The sequence below is a fragment of the Cellulosilyticum sp. I15G10I2 genome, assembly GCF_900095725.1.
GTDB lineage: Bacteria > Bacillota > Clostridia > Lachnospirales > Cellulosilyticaceae > FMMP01.
In genome coordinates this window covers 304,758-323,813 of record NZ_FMMP01000009.1, presented here as the reverse complement: position 1 = coordinate 323,813, position 19,056 = coordinate 304,758, and the positions used below count along the sequence as shown (strand labels likewise).

The following is a 19,056-nucleotide window of genomic DNA, read 5'->3' as shown; positions in this document are numbered from 1 at the left end:
GCAAGAGAAACATCTGATTACTTTGTTTCTTTTTGTTAAATTGAGAAATATCTTAGGAGCTGATAGGTTTGCTATGAAAAAGTAAAATATTTACATATTAGAAAATATGTGATATGTTTTGGTTAAAAGATAGGTGGTGGTCAAATGTCTCATATAGTAGGAAAGTCCGCATATAAAAGCTTGGAAGAGAGATTGAATAGGTTTCCGCAGGGGGCGCCTCCCTCAGAAACTTTATATAAAATTCTTAGTTTATTATTTAGTGAAAAAGAGGCCGCCTATGTGGCACTACTCCCGATCAAACCTTTTACCATAAAAACAGCAAGTCATATATGGAAAATAAGCGAAGCTGAGGCCCACAAAATATTAGATGGACTGGCAAGTAGGGCCATACTCCTGGATATGGATCATCAAGGTGTTCAACAGTATGTGCTACCCCCGCCTATGGCAGGCTTTTTTGAGTTTTCAATGATGCGGACAAGACATGATCTTGATCAGAAGCTTCTGGCTGAACTCTATTATCAATATTTAAATGTTGAAGAAGATTTTGTAAAACAGCTCTTTCTTGGTACCCAGACAAGACTAGGGCGGGTTTTTGTGCAAGAAGAAGTATTAACCAAGGATAATGAAGTGCATATTTTAGATTTTGAAAGGGCCAGCCATATTATCAGACAAGCAGATGATATAGGGATCAGCACATGTTATTGCAGACATAAAATGCATCATATAGGAAAAGCATGCGATGCGCCTATGGATATATGTATGACCTTTAACAGCACAGCGACGTCTTTGGTAAAACATAACCATGCGAGAAGGGTAGAAGTTTCTGAGTGCCTTGAACTTTTACACCAAGCTTATGAGAATAACCTGGTACAGTGCGGTGAAAATGTCAGAGAAGGGGTAACATTTATTTGTAATTGCTGTGGCTGCTGCTGTGAAGCAATGATTGCAGCAAAAGAGTTCGGCATGCTGCATCCTGTACAAACGACAGGATATATCCCTATGGTTAACCATGACAGCTGCAGTAAATGTGGGAAATGTCTTAAGGTTTGTCCTATTGGAGCTATTAATTTTGAAGTACAGGAAGCATCAAAAGAAAAGAAAGAAAAAAGTGTTAAAATTGATGAAGAGATCTGCTTAGGATGCGGCGTTTGTGCAAGGTCTTGCCCGCATAAAAGCATACTTTTAAAGCGCCGAACACAGAAAATCATTACACCTGTAAATTCAGTTCATAGAATTGTACTCATGGCTATAGAAAAGGGGCAGCTACAAGATTTGATCTTTGATAACCAAGCCTTTGGGAGCCATAGGGCGATGGCAGCTGTTTTGTCTTCTATATTAAAACTGCCGCCTATTAAGCAGGTTATGGCAAGTGGGCAAATGAAGTCCGTTTATCTAGAAAAATTAATTGGCAAGGCGAAAGCATAATTTATTTCATTACCTATAGTAACATACATTCGGGGATTCAAAAAAAATGATCTCATGATCTGATATGGCAATAAGCCCAGTAGCGAAACATGGGAAAAGCAAAAACAGTTATAGATAAGTTAGGTGGCAAGTATAGTTTTGTAAAGACATTTTTCATCAAGAATGTTTTTTTGTTTAATGATATCATTTAAATATGAAATATAATTAGGAGGTATTTATTTATGGAATCATGGGGATGTATAGAAAAGGTAATTGACTATATTGAAAAAAACTTGGACAAAGAAATAACCATTGACTGTTTGGCTGATAGAGCTAATCTTTCTCCATTTTATTTTCAAAAACTATTTAAAAGATTAGTTAATAAGACTGCTATAGAATATGTGAAATTAAGAAGGCTGGCTAAGATTTCAGAAGAACTTAAAACTAATAAAAAGGATAATATAATTGATATATGCTTGAAATATGGTTTTGAGAATCATGAGACTTTTAGCAGATGCTTTAAAGATGCGTATGGATTAACTCCTTCAGCGTATAGGGCTAATCCGATCTTGTTATCTCACTTTTTAAAGCCTGAAATAGGTTTGCAATACAATATTATTGATGAAGATGTTCCTATTGTTACAGATGGAATAGTGCTGGAAGTAACACGAAAATTCCTAAATAAACCGAAATATTTTGCAGGTTACACAGTTGAAGTAGTACATGAGCCGCCTAGTATTGATCCATTAGAAGATATTTGGAATAAAGTGCATGCAACAAAAGTAAGTATTGAAAAATACATACCCGAAGGTAATGAAATCGGAATAAGTCTAAATATTGGAGAAGGTGAAGCGTTAAAATATTTTGCAGGTGTAGAAACAAGTGAGGCAATAAAAGATAGTAGACTGGAAAATTACACACTCACTGCTAGAGGATATATTGTATGCAAATTTGAAGCAGAAAGTTTCTATACCTTGATAACAGAAACGATTTATAAGGTGTACCAATATATGCATTTGTGGATTCTAAAGAAAGCAATTAATGTTGAGCATTTAGCTATTGAATTATATTATGGCACATCCCCAGATAGAACTTATATGGAATTATGGATACCAATAACCCAGTAAAATCTTGTTGTTACAGCATTATACATATGTTGTTATGAATAAATACCAGATACTTCATTTCCTCAGACGAAAGTTTGGGGATTTTTTTGTTTAGGGGCTTTCTTTTTACATATTATATAAGACCGTGCAAGCTTTTTTATCAATATTATCTCTATATATTAATCAGAATATAAAATACAATATAATTTGTATGAACATAAATTTTGGTATTAAGCTATAAATAGAAATATAATGAAATAGACTAATCCTAGAGCATAAAAACAAAAGTAAGTTTATTATGTTCTGGGATTATTTTATTTGCATTGATGGAGGGAATGAATGAATCTATTAAAAATATGGAAGATGGCAGATAATAAGCTACTATTTATCCTGCAGATACTTATGAATATAGGCATTGCAGTTATAACGATAATAGTAAGTGATTTCGCAAGAAAGGCAGTAGATCATGGCATAGGAGATGGCAAGGTGCTTGAAATCTTTGCTCAATTTGTAATGATAACATTGATTGGAACAATGCTAAGTTATAGTGGGGTGATTGTTCGGTCTAAGTTTTCTATCAGGCTGATAGAGAAACTAAGAAATAGTATGAGTAACAAACTTTTAAAATGTAAATATGAATATTTTGAAAATGAATCTTCAGGAAGTATCAATAATAGGATACTCCATGATATGAGCCGTGTAGCAGATTATATGTCAGGAGGGCTGCCAGAATTTTTAAGTAATATAATTGTTTTTATCTGCTGTTTTATTTATCTTTTGACAGTTAATCTCTCCATGACACTTGTAAGTGCCATATGTATTCCCCTTGCAGTGGCAGTTGCGAAGAGGGTAGCTGCACCTACTTATAATACGATGGAGAAGTTTGGACAGAAGATGGATGAGGTTACAGGGATTGCACAGGATACTGTAAATGGCATTAAGATCGAGAAAGCCTATAATCTTCAAGGTAAACGTAAAAAATACTTTGATGAAAATATGGAGGAGGCAACTTCATATTTCATAGCTTATGAGAAGTTAGTGGTCAAGGCAGGGCCTTTCAAATACATTATAAAGTCAGCACCTATGTTTATATGTATTATGCTTGGATTTTACAATGCCTATAGGGGTAATATTACAAATGGTGAAATGGTAGCCTTTATCTTATTGCTGCAAAATATTTCAAAGCCGCTCGCAGAACTTACAAGACACATCACAGAGCTTAAAGAGGCTATGGTTTCTATAGACCGCGTCATGGAAATTACAAAGCTTAGTGAGGAAGTCTTTGGAACAGATGAAGCTTATGAAAGTGATATGGCCTTTGAACTACATAACGTATCTTTTGGGTATGGGGATGAAGAGAGTAAAGCGTCACATCATGTATTGAAGGATATAAACATGGTGATACCAAAAGGAAAGACTGTTGCTCTAGTGGGTTCAAGCGGAAGCGGAAAAAGTACTTTGTTTAAGTTATTGCTGGGATTTCATACTGCCAATGAAGGCGAAGTACGTTTATTGGGTAAGGATATAATGGCGTGGGACATTGAGAAGGCAAGAAAGAATATCTCCTATGTCGCACAAGATACTTATCTTTTTGAAGGAACAGTGGCTGAAAATATAGGCTATGGTAAGCCAGATGCCACATTTGGAGAGATAACACAAGCAGCCCAAAAAGCTTATGCCCACGACTTTATAATGAACATGCCAAACGGCTATCAGACTGTTTTATCTGAAAGAGGAACTAATCTTTCAGGCGGACAAAAGCAGCGCATTGCAATTGCAAGGGCGTTTTTAAAAGATGCCCCTATATTTTTACTGGATGAAATGACATCAGCTCTTGACACAGAATCAGAAGAATTAATCCAAAAGGCAATTGAAGATTATAGTGAAAGTAAAACTGTCATCATCATAGCACACCGCTTATCAACAATCATTAACGCAGATGAAATAGTTGTGCTAAGTCAGGGCGCTATTGTTGAAAAGGGAACACATGATATGCTTTTAGGAAAAAAGGGAGTATATAGTATGCTCTATGGTAATCAGGTCTTAAGTACTGGAGGTGAGATCGGTGCATGAATTATATAGAGATGTGAAAAATACATTTGTGTTTCTAAAGGGACATTATTTTGTGTATTTTACGGGGATAATCGGCATGACACTACTACATTCAACCAGTGCGTTGTTAGAATCCTATCTTTTAAAGATGCTCCTTGATATTGGGGCGCCAGACAGTATGTTAGTGATTTTTAAAATGATTGCGATGCTTAGTGTGTATATGATACTGATATTACTACTCCTTCCTCTATTTACATTTATGTTTAATGGCAGGGCAAAATACGGTCATTGTAACTTGAATAAGGCTGTCTATGAGAAGTTTAATAAAATGGAAGTGGATTATTATGAAAAAAGGCATAGTGGCGAGATTATGTCTATTTTTGAAAACGATACATGGGTAGTAGCTGTTATTTTTATGAGGCACTTTAGACGCACAGTGGCCTCTTTTGCAACCATAATCATCTATTTGATCCCAATGCTTGTATTTGACTACAGAATCACACTTATCATATTTGCATTTAACATACTCACGCTTACTGTGAATACCAATATATCCAAAAGGCTAAAGGAAACCACAAAAGAAATTCAAAATGAAATGAGTAATATGACAGTTACCATAGGCAATATCATAGGCGGGATGTCAATCATAAGGATGTATCAGCTTGCTGCCGGTATGCGGGAGCATTTTAAGAGGGATAACAGAGAAGTGTCTAGGCTTAGCTTGAAAAATAGCAAAATAACAGCGGCTCTTTCTGCTTATAACTTCTTCATATCTATGTTAAATATAATGGTTTTTCTATTACTTGGAACCATCATGGTAAAACAAGGACTTACTACATATGGCAGCATCCTTGCAATCATGAGTCTTCAGACATCTCTTGATGCTAATTTTAGAGAATTTGGGCAGTATTATCCAATGTTTTATAATAGCCTTGCGGGAACGGAGAGGATATATGATTTTCTTGGAATAGAAGATGAGCCTTTGAGGCGGGAAGCGGAACGGATTGATAGTCCAGAATATATTGAGTTTAGGGATGTTGCATTTGGATACAGGGAGGACCAACTGGTGCTTAAAGCGTTTAACCTTTCCATAAAAAAAGGGGAAACACTTGCAATCATTGGAGAAAGCGGAAGTGGCAAGAGTTCTGTTGCAAAGCTTTTACTTGGGTTTTATAAAATTAAAGCTGGCGGCATATCTATTGGGGGTAAGAATATTTCTGATATGACGTTGAGTGAAATGCGTGATCTGATCGCTTATGTACCACAGGAAGCTACACTTTTTAATACCACCATTATGGAAAATATACGATACGGAAGAGCGGATGCTACGGATGAGGAAGTATTTGCGGCAGCTAGGGCCGCCAATGCAGACGACTTTATAAGACAGCAGCCACAAGGTTATGAGACCTGCGTTGGTGAAAGAGGCATAAGACTATCCGGGGGGCAATGTCAGAGAATCGCTATAGCAAGAGCAATTATTAAGAATGCACCGATTCTTTTATTAGATGAAGCCACATCGGCCCTTGATTCAGAATCAGAAAGACTTATTAAAGATACTATAGATGAATACGGAAAGAGTAGAACAACTATAATCATTGCACATAGGCTCTCAACAATCGAGCATGCTGATCGGGTGTTTAAAATGGGTGAAGGTGAAGGGTGCTACCAAGCTTCTTAGAGCAATAGCTATTAGGACTAATCAAAGAATCGATAGCAGGAGGAGTATTCTCAATAAGGTAGAAAATTTATATTTTCTGCAGAAAAATACTATTACCCTATTGACTCTTCCTTTGGGGAATCCTTTATATTAAGTTTATTAGTGATAATTTAGAAGAGAGGTGGAAACAAATGAACAACCTAATCAAAATCAAAGATGTGTCAAGCAAATATGATATTACAGCCCGTACACTGCGTTATTATGAAGATATGGGATTGCTCTCTAGCACCCGAAGTGATGACTACGCTTACAGAATGTACGATGAAAATGCTATTAGGCGACTTGAACAAATACTCATTTTACGCAAGCTGAATATCAGCATAAAGGACATTCAACGTATTTTCAACACTTCCGGTTCCGATGTAGTTTTAGAAGTCTTGGGGAAAAAGGTACAGAGCATAGACGACGAAGTTGCGCTTTTGTATGAGTTGAAAGAAATCGTGCTGGATTTTATACGCGAAATCGAACAAGTAAACTTTGCAGACAACTCCGACATAAAACTGCTGTATAACAAGGCTAAAGAGATTGAAACACAATTGATAAACAGTGACTATATCGGAAAGCCCGCCAATATAAATCGCTTGATTGAAATAACGGAAAAATTAGATAAAAAAATTCCTGATATAATGGTCGTCAGGATACCGGAATTCAAAGCGGTAACATGCGGCGACCAACCGTGGGGGGAAATGTTCAAAAAAGGCGGATATATGTACCAATTGTGGCAGCATTGTCATTTGTATAAGAGCGTCATTTTCGATTGTTTTGATTTTTTGCTGTCTAAAAATGACAAAGCTGAATGGATATGTGCTGTTAAAGAGGGTGTTACCAATGCGGATGTAAGCCCTTTTAAATTATTCGATTTTCCGGGAGGCTTATACGCCATGGCAGTTAGTATTGACGAAGATAACGAGAGCATACATAAAGTGGAAGATAAGGTTCGTCGATGGATTGAAAGCACAAATTTTGAGTTTGATAAAGGCCGCAATGTTATGTTCAATATGCCTTATTTATATGAAAATGGAAGAGATATTGCCTATAAAGACATAGAAAAGGGACTTGGCTATAAACAAATGCAAAGATATTTTCCCATCAAGCTAAAAGTATGAAAACGCGATGAAGCTTATGGAAGAATACTGAGGGAATGGAAAAGGAGATCAATGGAAAGCTTCTAGGTATAACTTAGGAGCTCTTTTTCATTGAATTTTAAAAAGGGATATGCTTAAGATAACTTTTTCAACTTCTTAATTATAGAAAGAAGATAGCATACTAGGCGCAAATCATAGTACAATGATATAGAAACCTTGATTTAAGGAGTAACTCATGAGTCTGTAACTATACTTTGGGGGAAATAAGATGCATATTGTAGAATGCGATTCTAAAAACTATAAATTATACTTAAAATTTGTTAGTTCTATTTATAAGAACAATAGGTTTTATAAAGATACCACATCCTCACTTTTAAAAGCCCTTCTTTTAAAACAAAGCATATTTTGCAAGCATGCCTATACTTATCCTATTATGATTTATGATAATAAACAGGTTGTTGCTGTATGCACATTTATTCACGCTGATAACTACCAAGAAACACTTCAAATAGCTTATTTTGAAGCGCTACCTGATTATGATGAGGCGGTTAATCTTATACTCACATTTGGAAAAAAATTATGTAAAGACAGAAATATATCTAAGATGACAATAGGACTAAGTGGACATGTTAATTATGGTCTTGGTATTTTAGTGGATCATTATGATGTGTCCGTAAGCTTTGGGAACAATTATAATCCACCTTACTACATAGATTATTTCGAGAAATACAAAACAGCCGATTATAAATTAACCTCCTTTAGCGGCACGATGAACGCACTTAATCTAAATCTTGAACCGAAGATGATCAGGCGAGTAAGCTCAAACTTTACCTTTAGATCTATTAACTTTAAGGATTTTAGAAATGAGATGAAAATTTATACAGACTTAAATAATAGGTGTTTTTTAGATCACCCCTTTTATTTTAAACGCAGCTATGAAGAAGATTATGAACTCTTTAAAGACTTAAAGCTTTTTATGAAAGAGGAAAACTTAATTTTCGTTGAAAAAGAAGGGCAGCCTATTGGCTTTATGTTGTGGTATCCGGATTATAACGAACTGATCCCACCTGGTAAATCCATAGGCGTAGGTACCTTTATAAAGAATAAACTGTTTGCGGGTAAGATTAAAAAGTGTAAGATCGTAGAAATCGGGATACTGCCCGAGTTTCATAATACTGGCGCCATTTTAGGATTATTTAACGCATGTTATCAAAGAACAAAAGACAAGTATGCGCTTTATGAATCAAGTTGGATTTTAGATACGAATTTTAAATCCAAGAATTTTGGCACGAGGTGGGCAGGCCAGGAGTATAAGCATTATAAAGTATACGAAATCGAACTATAGGTGATAGGCGATGGGGGTAAAAATGATAAAAGTTTTTGATAAAGCCATAGGGCTTCCAGATGCATGGGATACGTTGTTTAAGGATAGCTGTTATATGTCGAAGCAATATTTAGAGATACTTGAGCGCTGCAATCCCTGCGGTCAAAAATATGTAATGATAAATGATAGTAGCGCCTTTATTGTTTATGAGCTGAAGCTCAATATATTTTGCTATTCACGTATGAACTTTAACCTTAAAGTAAACATCATCGGCATACCTTGTTCCGTGTCGGGGCAAGGCTATCGCATAGAAGAGGCGGATATAAAAGAACTGGAAAACTATATCATAAAAGCAAAAAAGAGCTGTATTATTTTAAATTCAGATGATAGCTTTTTAAGCAAAAGCTTAATCCAAGGAGAAACGCTGCCAACTTGTAAACTTCAAATCATGTGGGACTCCTTTGAAGACTATAAGCTAAGTTTAAGAAGTCATTATAGATATAGGTTAAATAATGCCTTGAAAAAGGGAGAAAAGATTATTATTAAAAAGCTGGAAGATAATAGGCTATTTGATGAGCCCATGTATGCTTTGTATGAACAGGTTTATTCAAAATCCAACTACAAGCTAGAAAAGTTAAGCATAGATTTTTTTAGAAGGATGCCTACGGACATTTATGTATTTTATATAGAGAATCAGCCTGCAGCCTTTGTGCAATTAAGTGATTATAAAGATGAACTGCTTTTTGTTTTTGGCGGCATGGACTATGCTTTAAATCATGAGTACGATCTCTATATAAATATGCTGATTTTTATTTTAAGGCATGGGATCGAAAACAGATACTTAGCTATAGACATGGGACAAACAGCTGAGGATGCTAAAATGAAATTGGGCTGCAAACAGTATAAAAAATATATGTATCTATATCATCCAAACTTTATAATAAGATTTCTAATCAAGCTATTTGTTAAAAAGCTCAGCTATAAGCCGTTAGAGTTAAAAATCAATCTATTTAAGAGCAAATAGGAAGTTTGCATTTTGAGGCGCTATGTTTAGTCTAGAAGAAAGGCTTTGATGTTCAAATTGATAGACAGGGAGGAACTAGAGTGGGAAGTATAAAAATTTGGGATTTTTGGGCCAGTAAGTATGAAGGGCTGTGGGTACAAAAGTATTCACTTTCACCTACTAGAAGAGAGATCATTAAAGAGATCAGAAAGATTATAAAGCCTAGTGTAGGTTATCATATTTTAGATATGGGCTGTGGTACAGGACAGCTTATAAGAGAAATGCAGGAGGTATTTAAAGATGTCCCTATTTGTTATACGGGGGTTGATATTTCACCTAAGATGATAGAGGCAGCTAGAAGCCGTGATAAGTGTGGAACTTATATTAATTGTAGTGTGCAGGACTTTTCGGATGCCAAGGAAGCATATGATATTGTCGTTTGCTCCCATTCTTTTCCGTATTATCCGAGTAAAGAAAAGGTCTTTCATAAATTTCGTGGTTTATTAAAAGAAGAGGGGACTTTGCTCCTTGCTCAGGCTTCGGTCAATACGGTATATGACATGATTGCAATGTTTTTTGTAAAGTTCACGACCAGCAGCGCAGAATATTTATCACTAAAAAAGATTCAAGCTCTAGCTAAAGGGAGTTTTAAATTGATGCACATTCAAAGGATTAAAGAAAAGTGGTTTATGCCCAGCATTTGTCTCTTTGTATTCAAAAAGGACGGTAACGGGTCATGAGGATTTTGCTTATACGTCCGAGGCCTGATAAAGAAACCATAGGCCTGCAGAATGTGATGATCTGTGAACCACTAGAGCTTGAGTACATAGGGGCGTATATGGAGTCATTGGGGCACGTCGTAACCATTATTGATATGATTTTAGAGAAGAAGCCTTTAGGGTATTTTATCAAAGAGTATCATCCAGAGGTAGTAGGCATCACCTCTTATATTGCTCACGTGAACGTTGTTAAAAAGTACGCACAGCAAATAAAAAGAGTAGATGAGGCCTGCAGGGTACTGGTAGGCGGCGTGCATGCTGAGGTTGTACCTGAGGACTTTAAAGATGAGCATATCGACTATGTTATCTGTGGGAATGGTTTAAAAACTTTTGCAAAGATAGTAAAGTCGCTAGAACAAGATGAAAAAAGCTCTGATATAGACGGTGTATGGGGTGAAGATAAGCCTGGGTGTCTTAAAGAAAACACCTTTCATTATCCGCATCCTAACAGAAGCTTAGTCGCTCGTTATAGAGCGAAATATTACTATATGTTCCATAACCCCTGTGCCCTTATTAAAACCTCCTATGGCTGTCCCTATAAGTGCAGTTTTTGCTTTTGTAGGGAGATTACAGATGGGAAGTACTGGACTCGGGATTTAGAAGATATTATGGAAGAATTAAAGTCAATTTCTGAGAAAGAAATTTATATTGTAGATGATGATTTTTTAGTAGATAGAGATAGATTATTAAATTTTTGCAGCCGGCTTAAGGCAGATCGCTTAGATAAAAAGTTTTTGATCTATGGCAGGTCTGATTTTATTGCAGATAATGAGGATGTGATAAAGGCATTGGCATCCGTGGGCCTTAGGGCTGTTATAGTAGGTTTAGAATCCAGCCGTGAAGAAGAATTAAAAAAGTATAATAAGAAAAGCAGTGTGGCGCTTAATGAAAAGGCTATAAGTATACTCAAAAAGTACGATGTGGAGTGTTATGGAACCTTGATTCTAGGCGTGGATTGGGATGCTCAGGATTTTAACAGATTATATCAGTGGATTAGAAAAATAGATATTAAGTTTATAAATCTCCAACCCTTCACACCCATGCCTGGTACACAATTATTTGATGCGTACAAGGACAAACTGATTATTTCAAGAAAACAGTATGAAAAATGGGATTTGGCCCATCTAACGGTGCAGCCTACAAAAATGTCTGTGAGAAGTTATTATTGGCAGATCATCAAGCTTTACTATAAAGTGACGATGCATCCAAGGAATATTATAAAAATGATGAGAGCGTACGGACTTAAAGAAAATTTAAAACTGTCCCTAGGTGCCTCTAAAATTACGATGCAGTACTTTGTTAAAATGTTTAAAAACTAGCCTTTGGAGGAATGAGTGGATGCATGTATTATTAGTAAGACCAAAGTCTTTAAGTATGATCTCAAATGTGGATGTTATTAATCTTGAACCTCTTGAACTAGAATATCTTTATACTATTGCACTTGAAGAAAAAGTTAAGTGTCAAATACTTGATTGTCTTTTGGATAAAAGAAGTCTTATAGATGTTTTAAAGGAGTTTACCCCAGATCTCGTAGTTATTGGCGGCTATATCACCCAAGAAGCTATCATGCTTGATTATTCAAAAACAGTAAAAGTCTATAATGCTTCTATAAAAGTGATGATAGGGGGCGTTCATGCACAGGTCAACTACGAAAGATTCTATACGGATACCATTGACTATATCGTTCATTCCAGTTCCCTTGAACCCTTTCGAAAGATTTTAAGATTGGGGACAGTTCTCCAAAATACAGGTTTAAAGGCTATAGACGGTATTTGTTATAGAGAAGATAAGACATGGATTATGAATAAAAGCCTTCCTATTAATCCAGATGATCTGCCTATTCCTGATAGAAGTCATTTCAATGCCAACAAACATTTGTACAGATACTTAGGCTTTAGCCCTTGCGCTATAGTCAAAACTGCTTTTAGCTGTCCTTATCAATGCAACTTTTGTTTTTGCAGAAAGATAAACGATGGTCAATATGCAGCTAGAAATATAGATTTAGTCGTAGAAGAAATAGCAGGCATTGCCTGTGACACGATACATATCGTAGATGATACCTTTCTGATAAATAGAGAAAGAGTCAATAGATTTATAGCACTTATCAAAGAGAAAAACATTAAAAAAAGCTTTATATTCTATAGCAGAGCTGATTTTGTAGTTGAAAATGAAGCAATCATTAAAGCATTAGGCGCTATTGGCACAAAGGGTATTATTGTAGGCTTAGAGGCCGTTGATGATGGGGCACTTAACGCTTATGGTAAGCAGTCTTCACAAGATTTAAATAAACAGTGCGTTAAGATGCTTCAAAAATACCATATAGAATGTTTGGCTTTATTTATTGTGGATATTCATGCCACTAAGATGGATTTTGATAATTTGTACCAGTGGATTGAAAAAGTGGAGCTGAAATACGCCTCTGTATCTATTTTCACACCCATTCCTGGGACAGCCCTTTTTGACCAATATAAAGATAAGTTAACAACAGAAAAGATGCAGTATTGGGATTTTCTACACTTAGTATTAGAACCTACCAACATGTCACGAAAATCCTTTTATTTAGTATACTATAAGCTGTTTTTAAAGTTGAGCTTGTTAGGTAAGAAAAATGGTGTTTATGATTTTGTTGATATGCAGTATATCAGAAATACGGCAAAGATATTTTTTCGCAATTTAATAAAAGGCTTGTAAGAAAGTTGGTGTTTGATGTGAATAAGAAAATACTATTTATCCAGCCTACGCCCTATGATTCTAGCGGCAAGCTGATTAAAAAGAAAAAACTCTATTTTGTAGGACTGGCCCTGCCTCTTTTGGCTGCTCTTACCCCTCCTGATTGGGAGTCTAGCATATGTCTTGAGACGATTGAAGATGTGCCCCTTGATACGGACGCAGATGTAATAGCAATTAGCAGTATGGGCCATGCTGTTATTAGAACAATAGATCTGGCGAAGGCGTTTAAAAAAAGAGGTAAAACAGTTATTCTGGGGGGCTATATGGTGAGTTTGATGCCAGAAGAAGCTAAAAAGTATTGTGATTGTGTGGTCATTGGAGATGCTGAGGAAGTTTGGCATGGGGTTTTAAATGATATTATAAGCGGGGATATCAAACCTTATTATCAAAAAACACTGAGTAAGCTTACCTATCCCCTTCCTAGATTTGACCTTATTTTAAATAAAAAAATCGGCGACTTTCTGCCTGTCCAAGCGGGAAGAGGGTGTCCGAATGTATGCAGCTTTTGTTCAGTATACTGCTTATATAAAACGAAATATTACAGAAGAGATATAGAGGATGTGATCCGGGATATCAAACACATCAAATCATTGGGATTTAAAAAGTTCTTGCTTTTAGATGATAATATACTTTCAGACAGAGCATACACCATGAAGCTCTGCAAGGAGATTGAAAAGCTTAATATGAAGTGGCTTTCTCAGTGTTCAGTAAAAATAGGGGAGGATGATGAACTGCTTAAAATAGCAGCTAAGAGCGGCTGCGTAGCCCTAAGCTTTGGACTTGAAAGTATATCACAAGAAAGCCTAAACAGTATGCAGAAAGCTTGGGCGGATCCATCAACATACAGCAGACTGCTTAAAAACATAAGAAAACAGGGTATTGATCTTTCAACAGAGATGGTGGTAGGGGCTGAGGGCGATACTTTGGAGTCTATAAGGGCTACTGCGAAATTTATAGAAGATAATAAGGTGGTCGTACCTAGGTTTTACATACTTACGCCCATACCAGGCACCGCATTTTTTAAGGAAATGGAGGAGCAAAACAGAATATGTAACCAAGATATCTATTCCTATAATGGAACAGAAGCTGTTCACAAACCCAAAAACATGACACCCCAACAGCTTACTCGGGCGTACTGGGAGCTCTATAATGAAGTATTTACGATTAAAAGCATCGTTAAGCGTACGCTATTTCATAATGACTTTTACAAAAGGCCCGTTATGTATTTGTTTTACTTTGGGATCAACTTATTTTACCGCTATCAGATTAAGCATCAAATCACACCTAATATTATATAAAAAGGGGAGCGTTTCATGGGGAATAATAAATTAAAGGTGCTGCTGGTCAGACCTCCAAGAATCAAGCAGGCTGTTACTTTAGGAGAATTTATGTATGCTGAGCCTATTGGACTTGAGTGTATCTATGCCGTACTCAAGGAGAGTTATGAGGTTCAAATTTTAGATTTAATGATTCAGGGTGAGGATTTTGAAAAAACATGTGAAGCATTTAAGCCGGATGTGGTAGGCATAACCTCTCTTTGCATCGATGTAAAAATGGTTAAGGAAATCGCGAGAAGAGCTAAGCAGTTTAACAAAGATGTTATTACAATAGTGGGGGGGACTCAAGCTTATCTAAGGCCGGGATCTTTTTTTGATGAGAGTATAGATCATGTGTTTTGTTACACAACTACAGAGAACTTAAAAGCATTGTTTCAGTGTATCGCCTATGGGCAGATACCACCCTTAATGGACGGTATATTAAGTAAAGCTCACGCTTATCAATCAACATGGGTATTTGGAAGAAATGAATATATTGTACCCGATCGGACATCTACAGAAAAATATAGGAAACACTATAGTTATTTAGGCTTTAAGCCCTGTGCGATCATGCAGACGTCCCTAGGCTGCAGTAAAAATTGTGATTTTTGTTTAAGATGGAGAATTGAAGGGGCAAAAGAAAAAGATATTGAGCTTGAGTGTATTATGAGTCAGATTCAAGATATTACTGAAGCTAGTATCATGATTTTTGACAATGACTTTTTAAATAATAAAGACAGACTGGAAAAGTTTTGTGACTTACTGGAGTCCTTAAAAATCACCAAAAACTTTATTTGTTATGCCAGCGTAAAAAGCATACGCTCCCATCCGGATACCATAAGAAGAATGGCCAAAAATGGACTAAAGGCAGTACTGGTTGGCTATGAGACCTTTAACCAAGAAGAAATGATCAACTATAAGAAAAAGTCTACAGTAGCAGATAGTTTTGAGGCAGCCAAAATACTTAAAGACATAGGTATTGATTGCTGGGCTTCTTTTATGCTGCACCCCGACTGGGATGGGCATGACTTTAAGCGTTTTAGAAAAACTATAAAAGAATTAAAGCCAGAAATAGCTACCTTTAGTCCCCTGACACCTTTTCCAAATCTGCCTTTATATGAACGCTATAAAGACAGACTGCTATTTGATGAAACGGCGTACGAATCTTGGAGTTTTGGAAAAGTCACTATTAAACCTTCTAAAATGACATTGCGGCAATATTACGGAGAGGTCCTTAAAACTATTTTATTTATAAACTTAAGAATGAACAGTGTGCCTTATATGATTAAACGTTTTGGTTTTGCTACATTGTTTAGAATAGGGCTAGGTTCTATTAAAGTTCTGCCTACTTATATAAAATTGATGTTTGAAAGTTAGCAATAAGATTTATTGAAAATATCTAAACACAATTTGAATACGTGATAAGTTAAGTAGAAGCGGCACTCAAAAAAAAGCAGTCAGTGGTTTAGGTAAAACCGCTGACTGCTTTTCTAAGGGGAGGGGCAGAATGTCCGAAAACTATTAGTACTTTACTTTTTAGAGGATTAGCAAGGGGGTGTTATTAATTACGGATTAAGTAATCAAAGGCACCTAAGGCTGCAGTAGCGCCTGATCCCATAGCAATAACGATCTGCTTATAAGGGCTGGTTGTACAGTCACCAGCGGCGAATACCCCTGGGATATTTGTAGCTCCATGGCTATCAACGATAATTTCGCCGAAAGCATTGCGATTAACCATACCCTCTAACCAGTCGGTATTGGGGATAAGGCCAATTTGGATAAATACACCCTGAAGTTTGATATGCTGAGTCTCTCCAGAGTCACGTTCAATATAGGTAATACCGTCTACCTTATCAGTTCCTGTAATCGCCTGAGTTTGGACGTTCTTTAGGACAGTTACATTAGGCAGACTGTAAAGGCGGTCTTGGAGTATGGCATCTGCTTTAAGTTCAGGGAGAAATTCAAGAACAGTGACGTGTTTAACAATACCTGCCAGATCAATAGCCGCTTCAATCCCAGAATTGCCACCGCCAATGACAGCGACATGTTTGCCTTTAAATAAGGGACCATCACAATGGGGGCAGTATGCAATCCCTTTGTTTTTAAATTCTTTTTCTCCTGGTACGCCCACATTACGCCAGCGGGCACCTGTTGAGAGGATAACGGTTTTACTTTTTAAGAGGGCACCGTTTTCTAGTTCAACTTCAACAAACTCTTTTTTTACGAGATTTTTGACACGCTGCAGGTTCATCAAATCAATGGGGTAAGACCTAATGTGATTTTCGAGACTTGCCGCAAGTTTTGGACCCTCCGTATAGTTCATACTGATAAAATTTTCGATACCCAAGGTATCTATCACCTGACCACCAAAGCGTTCAGCCACAATGCCTGTACGGATACCTTTGCGTGCAGCATAGATTGCTGCACTGGCACCAGCAGGTCCGCCGCCTACAACAAGTACATCATAGGGATCTTTATCAGCAAAGTCTGAAGCATTCGGTCCATTTCCTAGTTTAGTGAGGATTTCTTGAAGGGTTGTACGGCCGCTTATCAAAAATTCTCCGTTTAAGTACACCGCGGGTACTGCCATAATATTTTTTTGTTCAACCTCTTCTTTAAAAGCACCGCCATCAATCATCGTATGGGTAATGTTAGGGTTAAGAATACTCATTAAGTTCAGAGCCTGCACAACATCGGGACAATTGTGGCAGCTTAAGCTGATATAGGATTCAAAATGGTAGGTACCCTTAATACTTTTAATTTGTTCAATAAGCTGCGCTTCAACTTTGGGAGCTCTTCCGCTGACCTGCAAAAGAGCGAGTACCAATGAAGTAAACTCATGACCTAGAGGTATGCCGGCAAAAGTGACACCCATATCTTCAGCTGGACGATTGACACTAAAGCTTGGGGTTCTGGGGAGCTTAGTTTCTTCAAAGGTGATTTTAGAGGACATGGAAGCCAGCTCAGATGCCAGTGCCATCATCTCTTGAGAGACACTGTCTGAGCCTGTACTTACCTTAAGCCGCACATCACCTTCAAGGAGCTCCAGGTATTGATTTAATTGGGCTTTTATATCTGCGTCTAGGATCATAGATCACACTCCTTAAATCTTGCCTACAAGATCAAGGTGTGGTTTAAGTGTTGCAGCGCCTTCCTGCCATTTAGCAGGGCAAACTTCACCTGGATGGCTGCGTACATATTGTGCGGCCTTAATTTTATTAACTAGTGTGCTTGCATCACGCCCAATACCTCCGGCATTGACTTCAACGGCCTGAATAATACCATCTGGGTCAATAATAAAAGTACCACGGTCAGCAAGACCTGCTGACTCAATTAATACATCAAAGTTTCTTGAGAGCGTTTGGGAAGGGTCCCCAATCATAATATATGTGATCTTGCCGATTGTTTCTGAACTGTCATGCCATGCCTTGTGGGTAAAGTGTGTATCTGTTGAAACGGAGTATACTTCCACGCCAAGTGCTTTAAGAGCTTCGTAATGATTTTGTAAATCCTCAAGCTCAGTTGGGCACACAAAGGTAAAGTCCGCTGGGTAAAAGCAAACAACACTCCATTGTCCTTTGAGATTTTCTTCTGTGATCTCGATAAACTTACCACTTTGGTAAGCTGATGCTTTGAATGGTTTTACTTCTGTTCCGATTAATGACATAATTGACTAACCTCCTAAGTTTAATTTTATAATTTTACCGCCAGTGATAGTTAATAGAATAAAAAATTTTTATATCTAATAATTAAAATGGCTTTTGATAATAATTATTATTACATAGTAATTATTATTTGTAAAGAAGATTTTTTGAAATTTATAATTTATTTGATTTGTGTAACAATATAGATCAATGTAATGAGGCGCTTTGTAAGTTGTTTGATGCTGTAAAGGCTACATCTATATAAAAAACACACCTCTTACAAGCAATAACTAACCACTTACTTCCTATATATTTACAAGGGAAAAAGGAGTTCATATAATAAAAGTGTGAAGAGTGAAAGGTTGAAAGAAAAACAATTTCAACTTTTGATTTGTGACCGTATCACAAACAAAACTTGTGATAGGTGATGGGGGTAAATATGAAAATACGTATTGAAGTCGATAAAAGTGTTAAAGAAAATGAAGTGATTATCAGGTGCAGCGAAATTGGGGAAGAGGTTAGAAATCTTCAAATACTGCTTAATGATTTATTATCCCATAAGAAGCATATTACTTTTTACAAAGGGGATACGGAGTATTATCTTTCGCTGGAAGAAGTTTTGTTTTTTGATACGGAGGAAAGTGGTATTTGTGCACATACTGCTGATAATATTTATCAAGTAAAATATAAACTGTATGAGCTGGAAGAACTGCTGCCGGGGTACTTTATGCGGGTTTCAAAATCAACAATTCTCAACATCAATCACATTTACGTCATAACACGCAGTCTGTCATCATCAAGTAAGGTTGAATTTCAAAATACACACAAGCAAGTATATGTTTCAAGATATTATTATAAACCTTTAAAAATCAAACTATTAGAAAAGAGGAAATGAG

15 protein-coding genes are annotated in these 19,056 nt (G+C 36.6%); 13 read left to right on the top strand and 2 right to left on the bottom strand.

Annotation, left to right across the window (positions count from 1 at the left end; translation table 11 throughout):
* The first annotated feature begins 144 nt into the window (after window positions 1–144).
* From BN3326_RS10090 to BN3326_RS10035, 12 genes are all read left to right on the top strand, one after another.
* A complete protein-coding gene (locus tag BN3326_RS10090) occupies window positions 145–1,425 on the top strand; it encodes a 4Fe-4S dicluster domain-containing protein (RefSeq protein ID WP_069999063.1) in 1,281 nt (426 codons plus the stop codon).
* Between the two features lie 221 nt (window positions 1,426–1,646).
* A complete protein-coding gene (locus BN3326_RS10085) occupies window positions 1,647–2,531 on the top strand; it encodes an AraC family transcriptional regulator (RefSeq protein WP_069999062.1) in 885 nt (294 codons plus the stop codon).
* Between the two features lie 318 nt (window positions 2,532–2,849).
* Complete coding sequence (locus tag BN3326_RS10080) at window positions 2,850–4,583, top strand: ABC transporter ATP-binding protein (RefSeq protein ID WP_069999061.1); 1,734 nt, start codon at window positions 2,850–2,852, stop codon at window positions 4,581–4,583.
* A complete protein-coding gene (locus tag BN3326_RS10075) occupies window positions 4,576–6,240 on the top strand; it encodes an ABC transporter ATP-binding protein (protein WP_069999060.1) in 1,665 nt (554 codons plus the stop codon). The genes BN3326_RS10080 and BN3326_RS10075 overlap by 8 nt, the downstream gene beginning before the upstream one ends.
* Before the next feature lie 170 nt (window positions 6,241–6,410).
* A complete protein-coding gene (locus BN3326_RS10070) occupies window positions 6,411–7,385 on the top strand; it encodes a MerR family transcriptional regulator (protein ID WP_069999059.1) in 975 nt (324 codons plus the stop codon).
* Between the two features lie 247 nt (window positions 7,386–7,632).
* The gene (locus BN3326_RS10065) at window positions 7,633–8,709 is read left to right on the top strand and encodes a hypothetical protein (protein WP_069999058.1); all 1,077 of its coding nucleotides are present in this window, start codon (window positions 7,633–7,635) and stop codon (window positions 8,707–8,709) included.
* Window positions 8,710–8,731: 22 nt separating this feature from the next.
* On the top strand, window positions 8,732–9,712 hold the full coding sequence (locus tag BN3326_RS10060) for a GNAT family N-acetyltransferase (RefSeq protein ID WP_171903812.1): 981 nt from the start codon (window positions 8,732–8,734) through the stop codon (window positions 9,710–9,712).
* 80 nt (window positions 9,713–9,792) lie between these two features.
* Window positions 9,793–10,431 carry a class I SAM-dependent DNA methyltransferase gene (locus tag BN3326_RS10055; RefSeq protein ID WP_069999056.1) on the top strand — a complete coding sequence of 213 codons (639 nt, stop codon included), beginning with the start codon at window positions 9,793–9,795 and terminating at the stop codon, window positions 10,429–10,431.
* Window positions 10,428–11,789 (top strand): B12-binding domain-containing radical SAM protein, encoded by a 1,362-nt coding sequence (locus tag BN3326_RS10050; RefSeq protein WP_069999055.1) that lies wholly within the window; start codon window positions 10,428–10,430, stop codon window positions 11,787–11,789. Before BN3326_RS10055 ends, BN3326_RS10050 begins: the two co-directional genes overlap by 4 nt.
* A gap of 19 nt (window positions 11,790–11,808) precedes the next feature.
* Window positions 11,809–13,161 carry a B12-binding domain-containing radical SAM protein gene (locus tag BN3326_RS10045; protein WP_069999054.1) on the top strand — a complete coding sequence of 451 codons (1,353 nt, stop codon included), beginning with the start codon at window positions 11,809–11,811 and terminating at the stop codon, window positions 13,159–13,161.
* 17 nt (window positions 13,162–13,178) lie between these two features.
* The gene (locus tag BN3326_RS10040) at window positions 13,179–14,498 is read left to right on the top strand and encodes a B12-binding domain-containing radical SAM protein (protein ID WP_069999053.1); all 1,320 of its coding nucleotides are present in this window, start codon (window positions 13,179–13,181) and stop codon (window positions 14,496–14,498) included.
* 15 nt (window positions 14,499–14,513) lie between these two features.
* Window positions 14,514–15,893 carry a B12-binding domain-containing radical SAM protein gene (locus tag BN3326_RS10035; RefSeq protein WP_069999052.1) on the top strand — a complete coding sequence of 460 codons (1,380 nt, stop codon included), beginning with the start codon at window positions 14,514–14,516 and terminating at the stop codon, window positions 15,891–15,893.
* Between the two features lie 184 nt (window positions 15,894–16,077).
* Here the strand turns inward: BN3326_RS10035 and ahpF are convergent, their stop codons facing one another.
* Both ahpF and ahpC read right to left on the bottom strand, forming a co-directional pair.
* Window positions 16,078–17,607 (bottom strand): alkyl hydroperoxide reductase subunit F, encoded by a 1,530-nt coding sequence (ahpF, locus tag BN3326_RS10030; RefSeq protein WP_069999051.1) that lies wholly within the window; start codon window positions 17,605–17,607, stop codon window positions 16,078–16,080.
* A gap of 12 nt (window positions 17,608–17,619) precedes the next feature.
* Window positions 17,620–18,183, bottom strand: a complete 564-nt coding sequence (ahpC, locus tag BN3326_RS10025; RefSeq protein ID WP_069999050.1) for an alkyl hydroperoxide reductase subunit C — start codon at window positions 18,181–18,183, stop codon at window positions 17,620–17,622.
* Window positions 18,184–18,599: 416 nt separating this feature from the next.
* Between ahpC and BN3326_RS10020 the strand changes: the two genes are divergently transcribed.
* Window positions 18,600–19,055: a LytTR family DNA-binding domain-containing protein gene (locus tag BN3326_RS10020; protein ID WP_069999049.1), complete on the top strand. Its 456-nt coding sequence runs from the start codon at window positions 18,600–18,602 to the stop codon at window positions 19,053–19,055.
* Window position 19,056 lies beyond the last annotated feature (1 nt).